A 16,784-nucleotide genomic window follows, 5' to 3' on the forward strand; every position below is an offset into this window, starting at 1 on the left:
TTTGAACGGGCGGCCAAAATCTCCCGAATGGCTTCTCTGTCATTTCCCGGTGTCTGCCGTGAAAACATAATGATTTTCTGGTTTTGCGAGAGGCTTGCTGCTCACGCCAAAACAGGAACATTGCGCCTCCAAGTCAGTTGACGTAATGCGATGCGATCCGGGTACTCGGCCGCCAACTGGTGCATACTTGCCGCAAAGCCACGCGTCCAAAGTCTCCTTTTCCATGTCTGAACAGTTTTTGCCGCAACCGGCCCTGGATGGTCCGATCGTCTTCGTCGACCTTGAAACCACTGGCGGCTCGACTGCCGAGCATCGCATCACCGAGGTCGGTGTGGTCGAAATAGGGCCTGCCGGCGTATCGCGCTGGAGCAGTCTGGTCGACCCGCAGCAGCCGATTCCCTCGTTCATCCAGCAGCTCACCGGCATCACGAATGCGATGGTGCGGGGCGCGCCGACGTTCGACGCGATCGCGCCGGCTCTGTTCGAGCGTCTGAACGGCAAACTGTTCGTCGCGCATAACGCCAGTTTCGATCGCGGTTTTCTGCGCGGCGAGTTTCGCCGGGTGGGGCTGGCGTTCGATCCGGACGTACTGTGCACCGTGCGCCTGTCGCGCGCGCTGTTTCCAGCGGAAAAGCGTCACGGTCTCGACGCTCTGGTCGAGCGTCATGCGCTCGTGCCGTCCGATCGCCACCGCGCGCTCGCCGACGCCGATCTGATCTGGCAGTTCTGGCAGCGTCTGCACGGCCTCGTGCCGCTCGACGTATTGCGCACGCAGATCGAGCGCACCACGCGGCGCTACCGGCTTGCGGGCGACATCACGGAAGATCTGCTCGACACTGCGCCGGCGGGTTGCGGCGTCTACGCGTTCTATGGGGAAGAGGATTTGCCGCTGTATGTCGGGCGAAGCGTGCGCGTGCGCCAGCGGCTGCGTTCACATTTGACCGGCGAGCGGCGCTCGTCCAAAGATATCCGGCTTGCGCAGCAGGTGCGGCGTGTCGAGTGGCGCGCGACCGGCGGCGAGTTGGGCGCCATGCTCGCGGAGGCGCAGTGGATCGCGACGCTGCGCCCCGGCCATAACCGGGTGCCGCGTGTCGCGAAGAGCGATCCAGCGGACGCGCCCTGGCCGTTCGAGGGGCCGATCGTGTTCGAGGAGCGCGAGGAGGCGTCGCAGGCGCGCGCGTTTCATGTCGTCGACCGTTGGTGTTACGTGGGCCATGCGGCGTCGCTTGCGCAGGCGGCGGAATTGCATGCGTCGAGCGCGGCGGGGCCGTTCGAGCTGTCGACGTATCGCATCTTGCAGAGCCATCTTGCCCGCGGTTTGCGTGTGATGCCCTTGAGTGTGTCGAGTGGAACGGCGGTGGCGAGTCTTGCGTGAAGGCGTTCGGCAACTCAGTTTTTAGCGGTTTCGTTTTCAGCGGCTTGATTTTCAACCGATAGCCCGCCGTTCAAAGCGGGTTCAATCGCGCGCGCCGTCACCGCAGCCAACAACCAGCGTCAAACCGCGCGCTTCGTCTCGTCCAGAACTAACCTGTCGCGCCCACGCCACCCGTTTCGCACACGTGCCCAAGCGCGCGAGTCAACGCGCTCGAATGAGCCGAATCGTAGCGAGTCAGTGATTTCCAGTTAGCCAGCGATTGCGCGACGCGCGACGGACAATCCGGCGCTGCACGCAGCGGCTGCACGCGTGCAAGGCCGGCCACGAGTGATTGCGTCAATCGGTCCAACTGCGGTCTCGTGCTGGTCGCCAGATCGGGCGCGGGTCCTTGCGGCGCCTGGTTGCTACGCCATGTGGCGAACAGCGCGTTTTGCACATCCTTGCTGGCGTCGATCTGATCCTGAAAGAAAGCACGGGCGAACGCCGGGTCGACGTTCGCCGCGGCGGCGCGCTTTTCGACATCGGCGAGGAGGGCGTTCTCGCGCGGCGTGTCGGTGATGTCCTGGTGATTGGCCCACTTCCAGCGCGCCACGGGTTCCGCGAGCGCGAGGCGCTGCGAGGCCAGCGCGATCAGATTGGTGAGCGCGGTATCGTCACCATCCGCGATGGCGGGAGCGGGCGCGAATGCAAGAGCAGTCAGGAGCGCGAGCGCGCATGACGCCCCGAAGCGGTACGAACGGTTCATGGGAGATGGCAGTGGCCGAGCGGCCAACGAAGAAAAACCAGAAGAATAGACGATGCGCCGAACGTGCGTCTGTGTTCCGGCCGGAAACCGCGGACGTACACCTGAACAGGCGAGCAAAACCGGACGCCGGGCCGCACGGCCAGGCGTCGTCCGAATCAGACGGACTTACCCCGCGTTACGAATCGAGCAGAAAACGAGCGGTTAAACGTGTGCACGCACCCGCCACGCGCCGGACGCGCGGACATCGATGCTGCATCGCGCCACTGCACCGTTACTTCGAGTCGCACGACTTGCGTTGTTCGTCGAAAAAGGCGCGAACGTGCTCCGGCAGTTCAGCACCCAGAAACTCGACGCCAGCGGGTTCCGGATCCGGGCAAAAGACTTTATCCGGGGTCGGAACTTTCGGTGGTTTGGCATCCATGATCTTTCTCCTTTACAAACCGATTATCGGCCTCGGTCCCCGTTTTGCACCAGCGCCCGATGCGGGTCACATGTTGTTTGTTGCTTTAACGGCACAGGCCAACAATGGAACGGAATGTTTGAATAGAATTTATCGGTTGACTGCTAATGCACTGATTTCGCCGCCATCGGTCCAGTCAGTCCGATACTCCCCGCCATTCCCTTCCTCGCCTTGTCTCTCGGGCTGTTCAGCAAATAGCCCTCGTTTTTGCGCACTCCACATTCATATTGTGGCGATATCAAACCGATCGTCGCGGATTTTTGTGCACTGCCGCATCGCGAGGATTTTCTTCTTAAGAGGCCGAACGTTCGTTAATTACCATTCCTTCAGTACGAGCCATTCGGCCCCCTAATCTTTTGTAAACGAACGATTCTCAAGTTTCGTTGACGACTAAAAACACTTTTTAAGATTTTTTGCCTGAATAAGAAAACCCAACGTTCGGCAGCGAACGCTGGGCATTCGTCAGACGCTATTTCTACGCTGTCGGCGCGGGGATTTTCACCGACGCGGAGTATGCGGCCGGTTTATCAGTCACTTCGACCTGTCCGTGAATCCGCGCCTGATGACCGTCCGCAAACATGTAGTACGGGAACGGGCGGGCCGGTTCCGAGACGGCGTCGAGCCGCGCGACCAGTTCCGGCGCCAGCGTGAAGTCAAGCGAGCCGAGCGACTCCTGCAACTGCTCCGGCCTTGTCGCGCCGACGATGATGCTCGACACGCCGCGCTTCTGATGCAGCCAGTTCAGCGCGACTTGCGCCATCGAGCGGCCGGCGAGATTGGCGACGGACTCCAGTTCCGCCACGATGCGAAAGTTGCGCTCGGTCAGCTTGTCGAATCCCGGCGGCGGCGCGCTGGCCATGCTCGCGAGACGCCCATCGCCGGAAAAACCGCCTGCCGCGCCGCTTTGCGAAGGCCGGTACTTGCCGGACAACACGCCCATGCCGAGCGGACTCCACGGTACGAGCCCCATGCCCAGATTGGTGGCGAGATCGGCAAATTCATTTTCCGCGTTGCGTTCGATCATCGAGTATTCGAGCTGCATGGCCGCGACCGGTTCGAAGCCGCGCCAGTCGGCGAGCGTCTGCGCGCGTCCGGCGAACCAGGCGGGCGTATCCGACAAACCGACATAGCGGATCTTGCCGGCGCGGACGGCGTCGTCCATCGCGCGCATGACTTCGTCCACCGGCGTGACGCGATCCCACGTGTGCAGGTAGTACAGGTCGATGTAGTCGGTGCCGAGCCGCTTGAGCGAGCCGTCGAGCGCGCGCAGCAGATTCTTGCGATGATTGCCGCCAGCGTTCGGGTTGCCGGACTCGGCGTTGTAGCCGTACTTGGTCGCGATCACGAGCCGTTCGCGCAGGCCGCGTGCCGCGACGAACTTGCCCAGCCATTTTTCGCTGGTGCCTTCCGTGTACAGATCCGCGGTGTCGATGAAATTGCCGCCGGCGTCCACATACAGATCGAACAGCCGTTGCGCGGATTTTTCCTCGGCGCCCCAGCCCCATTCGGTGCCGAAGGTCATCGTGCCGAGCGCGATCGGGCTGACGCGCAAGCCTGAGCGGCCGAGCAGGGTATAGCGGTTCATCGTCATGTCAGTCTCCTTGGGCGGTGTCGTGGAAAAAATTGAATCGATGGCGTTATCCTGCGCCGATTCTTTTCGTGGAAAAATGCCGCTTGTCTGCAAGGATTGTGAAGTTTGGCTAAATAATGGAGATGGCGATGGATCCTGCCCAGTTGCCGGCTTTGATGGCGTTCGCGAGCGTGGCGCGTCACGGCAGCTTCACGCATGCGGCGGCCGAGACGGGCGTGACGGCTTCGGCGCTATCGCAAAGCATCCGCTCGCTCGAAACGCAATTGAGTGTGCGTCTGTTCAACCGGACGACGCGGCGCGTGGCGCTGACCGAAGCCGGCGCGCAGTTTCTCGCTCGCGTGCGACCAGCGCTGGGCGAACTCGAGGCCGCCTTCGAAGCGCTGGACGAAACCCGCGACCAGCCCGCCGGCAATTTGCGTATCAACTTGCCGCGGGTCGCGAGCGAACTATTGGTGCTGCCGCATCTCGCGGAATTCACGCGACGCTATCCGCAGATCCGTCTCGACGTGACGCTCGACGATGGTCTGGCCGATGTCGTCGGCGAAGGCTTCGATGCCGGTATCCGGCTCGGCGAACGGGTCGCGCAGGACATGGTGGCGGTGCCATTGGGCGGCGAGATTCGCATCGCGGTGGCAGGCTCGCCGGCCTATTTCGAGCGCTATGCGCCGCCCGCGACGCCAGCCGATCTCGCCGTGCATGACTGCCTGCGCTACCGGTTTGCATCGAGCGGCGGGATCTATCGATGGGAGTTCGCGCCACCCGATGATCCGGCGCGCGTGTTCGAAGTCGAGACGCGCGGCGCGCTCGTGACCAACGACCTGCGCACGATGGTGCAAGCGGCGGAGCAGCGCGTCGGTTTGCTGCACGTCATCGAGGACTACGTGCGCGAGCCACTCAACGACGGCCGCCTCGTGCGCGTGCTCGACGCATGGTGTCCGAGCTTTCCCGGTTTCTATCTCTACACGGCGAGCCGCGCGCAGATGCCGCTCAAACTGCGCGCGCTGATCGATTTCCTGAAAGAGAAGCGCGGCGCTCGCTAGCGCACACGCTCCCTTCGCCTTCAGGCTGCAAGTTGCTGCCGCAGATACTCGGCGGTGCGGCTTTCCTTCACGCGCACGATCTCGGCTGGTGTGCCGCTCGCCACGATCTTGCCGCCTGCGTCGCCGGCGCCCGGGCCGACATCGATGACCCAGTCGCTCTGCGCGGCCACCCGCATGTCGTGTTCGACCACTACCACCGTATTGCCGGCATCGACGAGTCCCTGGAGTTGCACCATCAGCCGGTCGACATCGGCGGGATGCAGGCCGGTGGTCGGCTCGTCGAGGATATACAGTGTGTCGCCGCGTTGCGCGCGTTGCAGTTCGGTGGCGAGTTTGATGCGCTGCGCTTCGCCGCCGGACAATTCGGTGGCCGGCTGACCGAGCCGCAGATAGCCGAGGCCGATGTCGCGCAGCACTTTCAGCGCGCGCATCACGCTGGTTTCGTCGGCGAAGAAATCGCAGGCGGCGTCGACGGTCAGGCCGAGCACCTCGGCGACATTTTTATCGCGCCACGTGACTTCCAGCGTCTGCGTGTTGTAGCGCGTGCCGTGGCACGTCGAGCAGGGCGCATAGACGCTCGGCAGAAACAGCAGTTCGACGCTGACGAAACCTTCGCCTTCGCACGTCGGGCAACGGCCTTGCGCCACGTTGAACGAGAAGCGGCCCGCGCCGTAGCGGCGCTTGCGGGCGAGGGGCGTGTCGGCGAACAGCTTGCGCACGTGGTCGAAGAGGCCCGTGTAGGTGGCGAGGTTGGAGCGCGGCGTGCGGCCGATCGGTCTCTGATCGACGCGCACGAGCCGCCGAAGCGCGTCCATGCCTTCGACGATGTGGCCGCCAGTCGGCGCGGTTGCGGTGGCGAGCAACGGGTCTTGCTCGTCGTCGTCCGGGTTTTCGAAAACGCGGCCGAGGTGGCTCGCGACCAGTTCCGGCAGCGCCTGGCTCACGAGGCTCGATTTGCCGGAGCCCGACACGCCGGTGACGGCGGTCAGGCAGCCGAGGGGAAATGCGGCGTCCAGCCCGTGCAGATTATTGCGCGTGATGCCGGCGAGCCGCAGCCAGCCGGCGGGTTCGCGCGACGCGCGCTCGACGGGCGCTGGCGGCGCGAACAGGTGCCGGCGCGTTTGCGACGCTTCGACCTTCGCGAGTCCGGCGGGCGGCCCGCTATAGACGACGTGGCCGCCTGCTTCGCCGGCCGCGGGACCGACGTCGACGAGCCAGTCGGCGCGCCGCATCATCTGCAAATCGTGTTCGACGACGAACAGCGAATTGCCCGCCGCCTTCAATCCCTGCAACGCGCTGAAGAGCGCTTCGCCATCGGCGGGATGCAGGCCGGCCGATGGCTCGTCGAGCACGTACACGACGCCGAATAACTGCGACGACAACTGGGTGGCGAGCCGCAAGCGCTGCAATTCGCCGGATGACAGCGTGGGCGTACTGCGCTCGAGTGCGAGATAGCCCAGACCCAGATCGACCAATGTCGTCAGGCGTTCGAGCAGTTCGGCTGATATGCGTTGCGCGGCGACGCGTTTTTCCTCGGACAGGTTGGGCGTGCGCCGCACATCGGGCGAGGCTTTGTGCGCCGAGCCGCCGGCGGCGATCCTTCTATCGACGGCATCGCGCATGGCGCTCTTGCTGAGCACGCTGCCTTTGGCGGCGGCGGTTTGGCCCGAGTGTGTTGCATCGGCCTGCGGCCATTCGCCGCGCGCAATCGGTTCGAGCATCTCGGCAAGTCTGGCCAGCGGCAACTGGGCGAACTCGCCGATATCGAGTCCCGCGAACCTCACCGACAGCGCTTCTTTCTTGAGCCGCTTGCCATGACACGTCGGGCAGACGCTGCCGACCATGAACTGCGACACGCGTTTTTTCATCAGCGCGCTTTGGGTGTTCGCGAACGTGTGCAACACGTAGCGGCGCGCGCCGGTGAAGGTGCCCTGATAGCTCGGCTCGTCCTTTCGCTTGAGCGCGGCGCGGGTTTCCTTCGGCGTGAGGCCGGCGTAGACGGGCGCGGTCGGCTGTTCGTCGGTGAAGAGAATCCAGTCGCGGTCTTTCTTCGGCAAGTCGCGCCACGGCTTATCGACGTCGTAGCCGAGCGTCACCAGAATGTCGCGCAGATTTTGTCCGTGCCAGGCGGGCGGCCATGCGGCGATCGCGCGCTCGCGAATGGTCAGCGAGTCGTCGGGCACCATCGATTTTTCGGTGACCTCGTACACGCGGCCAAGTCCGTGGCAAGTCGGGCAGGCGCCTTGCACGGTGTTCGGCGAGAAATCTTCGGCGAACAGCATGGCTTGCTTCGGCGGATAGTCGCCGGTGCGCGAATACAGCATGCGTACGAGACTCGACAACGTGGTCACGCTGCCCACCGACGAGCGCGCGCTCGGCGTGCCGCGTTGCTGCTGCAAGGCGACCGCGGGCGGCAGGCCCTCGATGGCGTCGACTTCGGGCACGCCGACCTGCTCGATCAGGCGCCTGGCATACGGCGCGACCGATTCGAAATAGCGCCGCTGCGCCTCGGCGTACAACGTGCCGAATGCCAGCGACGATTTGCCCGAGCCGGACACGCCGGTAAAGACGACCAGCGCATCACGCGGAATCTGCACGTCGACGTTTTTCAGATTGTGTTCGCGAGCGCCGCGCACGCGCACGAAGCCGGCGAATGCGGGGGCGTCGGAGGGCGGTGTCGAGCGAGATTTGTTGCGGATGGCGTCCATATCGATGAATAGCGGATAAGCGTGGCCCGGCGGATCGGGCGCACGATTGTGAGGCTGCACGGAACATGCCCGACGATGAAGTGGCGATGATGCCAGTGAAGGCGAGGCGCGCACACCCCGTCAACCCAGCAATCACCGCCTATCATTGAAGCGACTATCCGCGCCCAGAGTGCGGTGGATAACGGACGCGCCACGACTGGCGCGGAAGATGGCAGTCTTCGCCCTTCAAAGAGTTCGCCATGGAAAACGCTGTGTACTGGAAAGGTCGTCAGGTCGGAATCGAGTGTGACGGCCGGATTTTGTGGTTCTCTTCGGCGCCGCAGGAAGCGGTCGTGGCCTATGGCACTCAGCAGCCAGAGCCGGCGTGTGTGGAAGATTCCGTTGTGGCACGCAACCTCGGCATGACGGCGCAATTCGATCGGCCGGGTTTTCGTGGTTGAGCGGTAGCGCGGTTTGCTTGCGCCGTGGCGTTGCGCGGACTCGGGAAAGCACACGCAGAAAAACAAAAAGCCCAGTCGCAAGGACTGGGCTTTTTGCTTGAATCTTGTGGTGCCGGAAAGAGGAATCGAACCCCCGACCTTCGCATTACGAATGCGCTGCTCTACCGTCTGAGCTATTCCGGCATCAGGAGAAACGAGATTATAGGGACTTCTTTATCAGCTTGGCAAGCCCCTGAACTCACTTTTTTGTTTCGAGATGGTAGCGGGTAACCCGGTCCACCTCGTTCTTCGAGCCGAGGAACACCGCCACGCGCTCGTGCAGGCTTTTCGGCTGGATGTCCAGAATGCGCTTCTCGCCGTTGGTCGCGGCGCCGCCCGCCTGCTCGACGATGAACGCCATCGGATTCGCTTCGTACATCAGACGCAGCTTGCCCGGTTTGTCCGGCGTGCGCTTGTCGGCCGGATACATGAAGATGCCGCCGCGATTCAGGATACGGTGCACGTCCGCCACCATCGACGCGATCCAGCGCATGTTGAAGTCGCTTTGGCGCGAACCGTCCTTGCCAGCCTTCAACTCGCCAATGTACTGCTCGACCGGCGGATACCAGTGACGCTCGTTCGAAGCGTTGATCGCGTATTCGCGCGTTTCGACCGGAATGCGCATGTCGCTTTGCGTGAGCACCCACGAGCCGAGTTCGCGGTCGAGCGTGAAGCAGTTCACGCCGTTGCCCGTAGTCAGCACCAGCACGGTTTGCGGACCGTAGACCGCATAGCCCGCGGCGACCTGTTGCGTGCCCGGTTGCAGGAACGACTGCTCGGTGGGCTGCTGGCCGTCCGGGCATCGCAGCACGGAGAAGATGGTGCCGATCGACACATTGACGTCGATATTCGACGAGCCGTCGAGCGGATCGAACACGAGCAGGTATTCGCCCTTCGGATAGTTCGCCGGGATCGGGAAGAACTGTTCCATTTCCTCGGACGCCATGCCGGCGAGATTGCCGCCCCATTCATTCGCTTCGAGCAGGATTTCATTCGACAGGATGTCGAGCTTCTTCTGCACTTCGCCTTGAACGTTCTCGCTGCCCGCCGTGCCGAGCGCATCGCCCAGCGCGCCCTTGCTGACGTGGTAGCTGATCGCTTTGCACGCGCGCGCGACGACTTCGATCAAAAGGCGCAGATCGGCCGGCAGGTTGTTGGTTTCGCGCTGCTGCTCGATCAGGTACTTCGTGAGAGTGGTACGACGTTGCAAAGCCATGCTGTACTCCGGGAAGGCTTGAGGAATATTCCGATTTTAACCGTTCGTTGTGCCGCTTCCGTGCTTTTACGCGAGAACCGTGCAGGGCGACGCCGCCGGGCACGCCGGTGCGGCTGAAATTCAGGCTTTGCGGCGCGCCTTGCCGGCCGTGAGCTTGCCGCTCACGCTCGCCGCAAGCGCTGCGGCACGGGCGTGTTCGGTCGAAACCTTCGGCATTTTCGGGCGATCCGCCTTCGGCATGGGTTCGATCTCCCGTTCGATCTGTTCGCCCGCGGCCGCGGTGGCGACACGCAGGTCGTAGGCGATTTGCAGGTTGAGCCAGAACTGCGCGCTCGCGCCGAAGTAGCGCTCGAGCCGCAGCGCGGTATCGGCCGAGACGGCGCGCTTGCCGCGCACGACGTCGTTGATGCGCGGCGCCGGTACGCGCAGCGCGAGCGCGAGCGCGTTGACGGACATGCCGAGCGGTTCGAGGAACTCGCTGCGCAGAATCTCGCCCGGATGGATTTCCGGGATGCTCTCGCCGGTGTCGATGTCCGAGAAATCGATGCTGCCCAGATCGGAGCGTTTGATGACCATGCCGGTCTCCCAATAATCAGTGATAGTCGACAATTTCGACATTCAGCGCCTCCCCGTCGACGAAATGAAAACAGATGCGCCATTGCGCATTGATCCGAATACTCCATTGCCCGCTGCGCTGGCCTTGCAGCGCTTCTAGCCGGTTGCCCGGCGGCGCATGCAGGTCGCGGATCGATTCCGCGGCGTCGATCATGAACAGCTTGCGGCGCGCGAGCGCCTGCATGTGAAGCGGCAATGAGTACACGAACTTGCCCTGAAAGATTCTCGCCGTAGCTTTGTCGCCGAATGTCGTGATCATGGGATGATATAACGCATCGCGTTAAACGTAAACCGTTAAGTGAATGCGTTTACTTTCACCCCGCCGACGCGAGTCGAACAGTCGTCCAGATGGCTAATGTGATTGCCGCGCGCAGTCGCGCCGGCGAACGCAGGGCAAAAAAAAGCCGGCAACATGTGCCGGCTTTTCGATGCGACAGGGCTGCTCAGACGGGCATCACGCCAATGCTTTCTCCACGATCTCGCGCACATCGCGCGATTTCACCTGGGACGCCACTTTTTCCAGCGCCGCGCGCATGCCGTCGCGCAGCGTCGGCGTGAAGCGGCGCCACAGTTCCAGCGAGCGGGCGAGGCGAGCGGCCACTTGCGGATTGATGGCGTCGAGCGCGATCACCTGATCAGCCCAGAACGCGTAGCCCGAGCCGTCTTCCGCATGGAACTGCGCCGGATTCGCCGCGCAGAAGCTGAAAATCAGCGAGCGCGCGCGGTTCGGGTTCTTCAGGTTGAAAGCCGGATGCGCCATCAGCTTGCGCACGATGTCGATCACCGGACGTTGCGCGCTGCCTCGCTGCGTGGCCTGCAAGGCGAACCACTTGTCGATCACGAGCGGCTCCTTTTCGAAGCGCCGATAGAAGTCGTCCAGCGCCTGCTGCGCCTCGGCGCTGCCGCCCTTGGCCGCCGACGCATTGAGCAACGCGGAGAGTGCCGCCGAGCGGTCGGTCATGTTGTTCGCCGCATCGTATTGCGCGGACGCGAGACGTACCGCTTCAGCCGGATCGTCGAGCTCGGCGAGATACGACAGCGCGAGATTCTTCAGCGCGCGATGACCCGACGCTTCGGGCGTGGCTTCGTACTCGCCCGGCGTGCGATGCTGCTCGTATACCTTGAGCCAGTCGCTCTTGAGCGCGTTAGCGAGACGCTTGCGCACGAACTGCCGCGCGGCGTGCACGGCGGCCGGATTCGATTCGGCCATCTGCTCGGCCAGGTAGGCTTCCGAAGGCAGCATCAACGCGAGTTCGCGGAACGAAGGCGAGAGCGTTTCGTCGGTCAGCACGCGGGCGAACGCGGCGACCACGGAGTCGTCGACTTGCAGCGGCACGCCGGTGGCGGCGCGTCCGGCGAGCGTCAGCAGTTCGCGCGTGGCGAGCCGCTGGCCGGCTTCCCAGCGGTTGAACGGATCGCTGTCGTGGGCGAGCAGGAACGCCAACTGTTCCGCCGAGTAGTCGTATTCGACGATCACCGGCGCCGAGAAATTGCGCAGCAGCGAAGGCAGCGGTTCCTGCGCCACGTTGACGAACGTAAAGGTCTGTTCGGTCTGCGTGAATTCGAGCACGCGCGTGGTGAAGGCCGAGGCCGTGTTTTCGCCTTGCAATTGCAGCGGCAGGTCGCGGCCGTCCTTGCCGATCAAACCGATCGCGAACGGAATCAGCAGCGGACCCTTTTGCGTTTCGCGCGCGGCCGGCGCGCCTTCGCCGTAGCCTTGCGTGAGCGTCACGCTGTAGCGTTGCTGCGCGGCGTCGTAGTGCGTGCGCACGGACACGCGCGGCGTACCCGCCTGGCTATACCAGCGCTCGAACTGCGTGAGATCGCGGCCGTTCGCATCAGCAAGCGCGTGACGGAAATCGTCGCAGGTCACGGCCTGGCCGTCGTGACGCTTGAAGTACAGGTCCATGCCCTTGCGGAAACCGTCGCGGCCGAACAGCGTCTGATACATCCGCACGACTTCCGAGCCTTTCTCGTAGACGGTCATCGTGTAGAAGTTGTTGATCTCGACGTAGCTTTCCGGGCGCACCGGATGCGCCATCGGACCCGCGTCTTCGGCGAACTGCATCTGGCGCAGCACGCGAACGTCTTCGATACGCTTGGTGGCGCGCGCGGCTTCGTCGGTTGCACCGCCTGCCATGTCGGCCGAGAACTCCTGATCGCGGAACACGGTCAGCCCTTCCTTCAGGCTCAACTGGAACCAGTCGCGGCACGTCACGCGGTTGCCGGTCCAGTTGTGGAAATATTCGTGGCCGACCACGGCCTCGATGTTCGCGAAGTCGGTGTCGGTTGCCGTTTCGGGGTTCGCCAGCACGTACTTCGTGTTGAAGATGTTGAGCCCCTTGTTCTCCATCGCGCCCATGTTGAAGTCGCTCACCGCGACGATCATGAAGCGGTCCAGATCGAGTTCGAGTCCGAAGCGTTCCTCGTCCCAGCGGATCGAATGAATCAACGAATCCATCGCATGACGGGTCTTGTCGAGGTCGTGCGGTTCGACCCAAACCTGCAGCAGCTTTTCCTTGCCCGAGCCGCTCTTCACGCGCTCTTCCAGCGCGACCAGCTTGCCGGCGACCAGCGCGAACAGATAGCTCGGCTTTCTGAACGGATCCTCCCAGCGCGCGAAGTGGCGGCCGTCCGGCAAATCGCCTTCTTCGAGCAGGTTGCCGTTCGACAACAGCACCGGATAATCGGCCTTACTGGCGCGCAACGTGACCGTGAAGGTCGCCATCACGTCCGGACGGTCGAGGAAGTAAGTGATGCGGCGAAAGCCCTCGGCCTCGCACTGCGTGAAGAAGTTGCCGCCCGACACATAGAGGCCCGACAGCGTGGTGTTCGCAGCCGGATTACAGAGGCTCGTGAGCGTCAGTTCGAACTGATCCGGCACGTTGTCGAGCCGCAGGCCGTGTTCGTGCGCGTGGGCGTTGGCGAACGGCTGGCCGTCGATCTCAGCGCTGACGAACTCCAGTTGTTCGCCCATCAGTTCCAGGTGCGCGGCGCGTGACGCCTCCGGATTGCGGCGCACGCGCATCGTGTTCCGCACAACCGTGCGTTCGGGGACCAGATCGAACTCCAGTGCGACGGTGTCGATCAGGAAGGCGGGCGGCGCGTAGTCGGCGCGGCGAATCACATTGGGCGTTGCGGTATCGGCCATGGCGTTCTGTAGTGTTGGAACTCGAGTCGGCGAGCGCGCTTCTGGCGTGCGGGCCGGGCATGTCGAGCCATTGTACAAAGCCTCGGCGAATTGTGCGGAGCGAACTTTTTACCGAGTTGCCTGGTCAGCGTATTATCGGGCGCCCGCGTGCGGGAAAGCCTGTGCGTCGACGAGGCCGGGTTTGACGGACAATACAGAGGCAACTCAGAAGCTTCACGAGGTAGACCATGAAAATCGATCGATGGACCCGCCGCGCCGCGCTGCTGATAGCCGCGCTGACGGTGCTGCTTTCCGGCTGCACGACCTACGTCACCACCCAGGTCACGGCCTTCTCTGACTGGAGCGGTAACGACGCCACGCGAACCTATGCGTTCACGCGAGCGGCGGACCAGCAGAATAATCTCGAACTCAGCACCTACGAGCGCTTTGTCGCGAACGAACTCGCCACGCATTCGTTCCGCCAGGTCGACGCCGCACAGGCGCGCTATCTGGTCGGGCTCTCGTATGGAATCCGTTCGGACATGGTGACGGTCTCAGAGCCCGTTTATTACAACCCGTGGCCGGCGCCGTACTGGGGCTATGGCCGGCCGTTCGATCCGTGGGGCCCGTGGGGCGCATTCCCAACCACTTACGTGAACCAGAGCTATCCGATCTTCACGCACCTGCTGGGTGTGCGGATTACGGAGCGGGCAAGCGGCAAGGAGGTCTACAACGTGACGGCGCGCAATACGGGCGGCGAGTCGTCGCTGGTTCGGGCCATGCCGTACCTGGCGCGTAGCGCGCTGGCCGATTTCCCGCTTGGCAACGGCGTGGTTCATACGGTGAAGATTCCGGTCGATAAGAGTGGCGGGCCATCGAACGAAATGGTGGCGACCGGTACGGCGCCCGCCGCCGCGCCGATGCCGGCGTCCGGTGCGAAAGTCGTTCAGTAGATAGTACCTGGCTGGCGGCGCGTGGAAACCGCGACGTCGGCGGCAAGCAAACGGCCCCACAGGTCATCCTGCCGGGCCGTTCTGTTTTTCAGCGCCAGAAAAGTGCGGAGCTCCGCGTCTGATAGCGGATCCCGGCATCCGCGCTACCGCAATTGGATCCATAAATGGCGGACTCGACCCGGCCATGCATCGCGCATTTCGGGATGAGGCCGGCTAACAACGCGAGCGCCTTCCAATGTGAAACACTTTTTAAGAAAGTAAATTGAAAGCATTAGTGCATTTCGGCGGAATATTTCCGTGGGCGGACCGCCGGTAAGCGGCGCTGCTGATGGGCGGGGGGTCCGTCCGCAGCGCGCAAAATGGTGCCTGTGGCCCGTGCCATCGCAGTTCAGCCGGGCGTCGCATGAGAGATACGGATACAGATGGATACGTCTTTTGTGGCTGATTTATCCCAGAATATTCAGTATGATTCCGGCGACCATAGGGAGCCTGAGACAATCCTTCAGACTAATTCGCAGAGGCGCCTAAATAATCGGGGCCAAGTGCCGTTAATTCGCTGAACCCTATATAAGAAGATTGGATTGACCCCGGCTGAAGAATTGCCGGTCCGCGCGGCGCGTACACGCTGTGACGGTGCCGTATTCCGTCAGGCGCTTCAGCCTCTCCTCGCTTCTACGCGCGAACACCGATATGCCCGATCTGCACTGGACCATTCCGGTCGCTCGCTGGTCTAGCTGGCCTGCTGCCGCATCTGCCGCACCCGATATCGGCTTCATCGAGCCGATCGTGCGGCGTCGTCTGAGCACTCTGTCCAGAGTGGCGCTGAAGGTTGCGCACGATTGTGTCGCCAAAGACGCGGTGCGGGTCGTGTTCGCCTCGCGCCACGGGGAGTTGCGGCGCACGACGGATATTCTGCGCGCCATCAGCGCGGGCGAGCCGGTGTCGCCGACCGCCTTCAGCCTCTCGGTGCTCAATGCCATGACCGGCGTGTTCGGCATTGCGCGCGGCGACCGCTCCGCGGCGAGCGCGATCTCGGCCGGCGCGGAAACGCTGGGTTACGCGCTGCTGGAAGCGCACGCGCAATACGCCACGCAGCCGGATTCGCCGATGCTGCTGGTGTACGCCGACGAAGCAGCCGACCCGGCGTACGGCATGATCGAAGACGAAGTACAGGGTGGCGCGATCGCGATCCTGCTCGATAGCGAAACGGCGACGGGCGAGTTGGTGTGCACGGTGTCTCGCGCGGACCAGTCAGAATCCGAGCCGGCGAACGAAACGAGCGCGAGCGCCGCCGCCTCGGAAACCCTCTTCGCGACCCAGAGCCAGGCCCTGCAGCACTGCCTGGAAACCGGCCTGCCCGCCGCCTGGCAAAACGCCGGCGCCACCTGGCATTGGAGTTGGCATGGCCGCGCGGCTTGATTACTTCTGGCGATTTTGCGCCACCGGCATGGCTTTCGTGGTCTTCGGCGTGTGCGGCGTGCTGTTCTCGGTGGTGGTATTTCCGCTCGCCTGGGTGTGGCCGCACCGCGCCTCGCGCCAATTCGCGGTGACGAGCGTGATTCACTGGTTTTTCCGCGCGCTGGTCGCGGTATTGCAACGAATCGGCGTGATGGAACTGGAAGTCTCGGGCGTGCAGGCGTTGCGCGCGGGCGGCCCGGCGATCGTGGTCGCGAATCACCCGACCTATCTCGACGTGATGGTGCTACTGTCGCTCACGCCACATGCCTGCTGCGTGGTGAAAAACGCGCACTGGAGCAACCCGTGTTTCTGGGGCATCGTGCGCTCGGCGGAGTACGTCAGCAATGCCGATCCCGCGGAACTCGTCGAGGCCGGCGCGAAGCAACTGGCCGCAGGCTATACCATGATCATTTTTCCGGAAGGCACGCGCAGCCCCGCGCCGAACCGGCTGCATGCGTTTTCGCGCGGTTTCGCGCACATGGCGCTGAAGGTCGGCGCGCCGATCGTCCCAGTGCTGATGGATTGCGACCCGCCCGCATTCACCAAGCAGATGCGCTGGTACGACGTGCCGGCGCGCGCGTTCAGAATACGCGTGAACGTACTCGAGCCGCTCGGCGTCGACCAGCTCACGGCCCATGACACTCCACCGGCTCTCGCGGCGCGCAGCGTGACGAGCGCCGTCGAAGCACACATTACTCAGCACCTGTTCGATTATGGATTCTTTAAAACTGGAAATTAAACAGCTCCTGATCGAAGCTCTCGATCTGGAAGACCTGAGCCCGGCCGATATCGACGACGATGCCCCGTTGTTCGATACCGACGGCATCGGTCTCGATTCGATCGATGCGCTCGAAATCGGCATCGTGCTGCGCAAACAATACCAACTCACCATAGCGGCGAACGACGAGCGCACGCGCGAACACTTCCGCTCGATCAGCACGCTGGCGGCGCTGGTGGCGAGCCAGCGCGAAGCGGTGCACGCTGTGAACGAAACAACCAGAAAGGGGGAGTAAA

15 protein-coding genes and 1 tRNA gene are annotated in these 16,784 nt (G+C 63.2%); 7 read left to right on the top strand and 9 right to left on the bottom strand.

Annotation, left to right across the window (positions count from 1 at the left end; all coding sequences use genetic code 11):
* Positions 1-223 precede the first annotated feature (223 nt).
* Positions 224-1,375 carry an exonuclease domain-containing protein gene (locus PQR32_RS27415; RefSeq protein ID WP_408234269.1) on the top strand — a complete coding sequence of 384 codons (1,152 nt, stop codon included), beginning with the start codon at positions 224-226 and terminating at the stop codon, positions 1,373-1,375.
* Positions 1,376-1,523: 148 nt separating this feature from the next.
* Here PQR32_RS27415 and PQR32_RS27420 read toward each other — a convergent pair whose 3' ends face one another.
* The 3 genes from PQR32_RS27420 to PQR32_RS27430 all read right to left on the bottom strand — a co-directional run bounded on the left by PQR32_RS27420 (position 1,524) and on the right by PQR32_RS27430 (position 4,171).
* Positions 1,524-2,120: a chorismate mutase gene (locus PQR32_RS27420; RefSeq protein WP_408234272.1), complete on the bottom strand. Its 597-nt coding sequence runs from the start codon at positions 2,118-2,120 to the stop codon at positions 1,524-1,526.
* 271 nt (positions 2,121-2,391) lie between these two features.
* On the bottom strand, positions 2,392-2,541 hold the full coding sequence (locus PQR32_RS27425; RefSeq protein WP_007180815.1) for a hypothetical protein: 150 nt from the start codon (positions 2,539-2,541) through the stop codon (positions 2,392-2,394).
* A 514-nt stretch (positions 2,542-3,055) separates the two neighbouring features.
* Positions 3,056-4,171 (bottom strand): aldo/keto reductase, encoded by a 1,116-nt coding sequence (locus tag PQR32_RS27430; RefSeq protein ID WP_408234275.1) that lies wholly within the window; start codon positions 4,169-4,171, stop codon positions 3,056-3,058.
* A gap of 128 nt (positions 4,172-4,299) precedes the next feature.
* Here PQR32_RS27430 and PQR32_RS27435 point away from each other — a divergent pair, with 128 nt between their 5' ends.
* Entirely contained in the window at positions 4,300-5,211 is a 912-nt protein-coding gene (locus PQR32_RS27435; protein ID WP_408234278.1) for a LysR family transcriptional regulator, read from the top strand.
* Between the two features lie 20 nt (positions 5,212-5,231).
* Here the strand turns inward: PQR32_RS27435 and PQR32_RS27440 are convergent, their stop codons facing one another.
* Positions 5,232-7,919, bottom strand: coding sequence for an excinuclease ABC subunit UvrA (locus PQR32_RS27440; RefSeq protein WP_408234382.1), 2,688 nt, complete (start codon positions 7,917-7,919; stop codon positions 5,232-5,234).
* Between the two features lie 239 nt (positions 7,920-8,158).
* On the opposite strand from PQR32_RS27440, the gene PQR32_RS27445 reads away from it, so the two are divergent.
* The gene (locus PQR32_RS27445; protein ID WP_408234281.1) at positions 8,159-8,359 is read left to right on the top strand and encodes a hypothetical protein; all 201 of its coding nucleotides are present in this window, start codon (positions 8,159-8,161) and stop codon (positions 8,357-8,359) included.
* Between the two features lie 107 nt (positions 8,360-8,466).
* Here the strand turns inward: PQR32_RS27445 and PQR32_RS27450 are convergent.
* From PQR32_RS27450 to pepN, 5 genes are all read right to left on the bottom strand, one after another.
* Positions 8,467-8,542: transfer RNA gene (locus PQR32_RS27450), tRNA-Thr, on the bottom strand.
* A gap of 55 nt (positions 8,543-8,597) precedes the next feature.
* Positions 8,598-9,614, bottom strand: coding sequence for a class 1 fructose-bisphosphatase (locus PQR32_RS27455; protein ID WP_106283319.1), 1,017 nt, complete (start codon positions 9,612-9,614; stop codon positions 8,598-8,600).
* 120 nt (positions 9,615-9,734) lie between these two features.
* The gene (locus tag PQR32_RS27460) at positions 9,735-10,190 is read right to left on the bottom strand and encodes a HigA family addiction module antitoxin (RefSeq protein ID WP_408234284.1); all 456 of its coding nucleotides are present in this window, start codon (positions 10,188-10,190) and stop codon (positions 9,735-9,737) included.
* 16 nt (positions 10,191-10,206) lie between these two features.
* On the bottom strand, positions 10,207-10,488 hold the full coding sequence (locus PQR32_RS27465; protein ID WP_408216208.1) for a type II toxin-antitoxin system RelE/ParE family toxin: 282 nt from the start codon (positions 10,486-10,488) through the stop codon (positions 10,207-10,209).
* A 195-nt stretch (positions 10,489-10,683) separates the two neighbouring features.
* Complete coding sequence (gene pepN / locus PQR32_RS27470) at positions 10,684-13,380, bottom strand: aminopeptidase N (RefSeq protein WP_408234287.1); 2,697 nt, start codon at positions 13,378-13,380, stop codon at positions 10,684-10,686.
* Positions 13,381-13,607: 227 nt separating this feature from the next.
* Between pepN and PQR32_RS27475 the strand changes: the two genes are divergently transcribed.
* The 4 genes from PQR32_RS27475 (at position 13,608) to PQR32_RS27490 (ending at position 16,783) form a co-directional block, all read left to right on the top strand.
* Positions 13,608-14,312, top strand: coding sequence for a DUF4136 domain-containing protein (locus PQR32_RS27475; protein WP_408234290.1), 705 nt, complete (start codon positions 13,608-13,610; stop codon positions 14,310-14,312).
* A 690-nt stretch (positions 14,313-15,002) separates the two neighbouring features.
* A complete protein-coding gene (locus PQR32_RS27480; protein WP_408234293.1) occupies positions 15,003-15,731 on the top strand; it encodes a beta-ketoacyl synthase chain length factor in 729 nt (242 codons plus the stop codon).
* Positions 15,715-16,509 carry a lysophospholipid acyltransferase family protein gene (locus PQR32_RS27485; protein WP_408234296.1) on the top strand — a complete coding sequence of 265 codons (795 nt, stop codon included), beginning with the start codon at positions 15,715-15,717 and terminating at the stop codon, positions 16,507-16,509. The genes PQR32_RS27480 and PQR32_RS27485 overlap by 17 nt, the downstream gene beginning before the upstream one ends.
* Positions 16,484-16,783, top strand: a complete 300-nt coding sequence (locus tag PQR32_RS27490; protein ID WP_106283313.1) for a phosphopantetheine-binding protein — start codon at positions 16,484-16,486, stop codon at positions 16,781-16,783. The genes PQR32_RS27485 and PQR32_RS27490 overlap by 26 nt, the downstream gene beginning before the upstream one ends.
* Position 16,784 lies beyond the last annotated feature (1 nt).

This window comes from Paraburkholderia dipogonis (genome assembly GCF_046027395.1).
GTDB lineage: Bacteria > Pseudomonadota > Gammaproteobacteria > Burkholderiales > Burkholderiaceae > Paraburkholderia > Paraburkholderia dipogonis_A.

What these genes read in the sequence shown, in the direction of transcription:
- PQR32_RS27425 (WP_007180815.1), bottom strand. Translation starts at nt 2,541, where the DNA reads ATGGATGCCAAACCACCGAAAGTTCCGACCCCGGATAAAGTCTTTTGC.
- PQR32_RS27480 (WP_408234293.1), top strand. Translation starts at nt 15,003, where the DNA reads ATGCCCGATCTGCACTGGACCATTCCGGTCGCTCGCTGGTCTAGCTGG.
- PQR32_RS27460 (WP_408234284.1), bottom strand. Translation starts at nt 10,190, where the DNA reads ATGGTCATCAAACGCTCCGATCTGGGCAGCATCGATTTCTCGGACATC.
- PQR32_RS27465 (WP_408216208.1), bottom strand. Translation starts at nt 10,488, where the DNA reads ATGATCACGACATTCGGCGACAAAGCTACGGCGAGAATCTTTCAGGGC.
- PQR32_RS27485 (WP_408234296.1), top strand. Translation starts at nt 15,715, where the DNA reads ATGGCCGCGCGGCTTGATTACTTCTGGCGATTTTGCGCCACCGGCATG.
- PQR32_RS27420 (WP_408234272.1), bottom strand. Translation starts at nt 2,120, where the DNA reads ATGAACCGTTCGTACCGCTTCGGGGCGTCATGCGCGCTCGCGCTCCTG.
- PQR32_RS27415 (WP_408234269.1), top strand. Translation starts at nt 224, where the DNA reads ATGTCTGAACAGTTTTTGCCGCAACCGGCCCTGGATGGTCCGATCGTC.
- PQR32_RS27430 (WP_408234275.1), bottom strand. Translation starts at nt 4,171, where the DNA reads ATGACGATGAACCGCTATACCCTGCTCGGCCGCTCAGGCTTGCGCGTC.
- PQR32_RS27475 (WP_408234290.1), top strand. Translation starts at nt 13,608, where the DNA reads ATGAAAATCGATCGATGGACCCGCCGCGCCGCGCTGCTGATAGCCGCG.
- PQR32_RS27435 (WP_408234278.1), top strand. Translation starts at nt 4,300, where the DNA reads ATGGATCCTGCCCAGTTGCCGGCTTTGATGGCGTTCGCGAGCGTGGCG.
- PQR32_RS27445 (WP_408234281.1), top strand. Translation starts at nt 8,159, where the DNA reads ATGGAAAACGCTGTGTACTGGAAAGGTCGTCAGGTCGGAATCGAGTGT.
- pepN (WP_408234287.1), bottom strand. Translation starts at nt 13,380, where the DNA reads ATGGCCGATACCGCAACGCCCAATGTGATTCGCCGCGCCGACTACGCG.
- PQR32_RS27490 (WP_106283313.1), top strand. Translation starts at nt 16,484, where the DNA reads ATGGATTCTTTAAAACTGGAAATTAAACAGCTCCTGATCGAAGCTCTC.
- PQR32_RS27440 (WP_408234382.1), bottom strand. Translation starts at nt 7,919, where the DNA reads ATGGACGCCATCCGCAACAAATCTCGCTCGACACCGCCCTCCGACGCC.
- PQR32_RS27455 (WP_106283319.1), bottom strand. Translation starts at nt 9,614, where the DNA reads ATGGCTTTGCAACGTCGTACCACTCTCACGAAGTACCTGATCGAGCAG.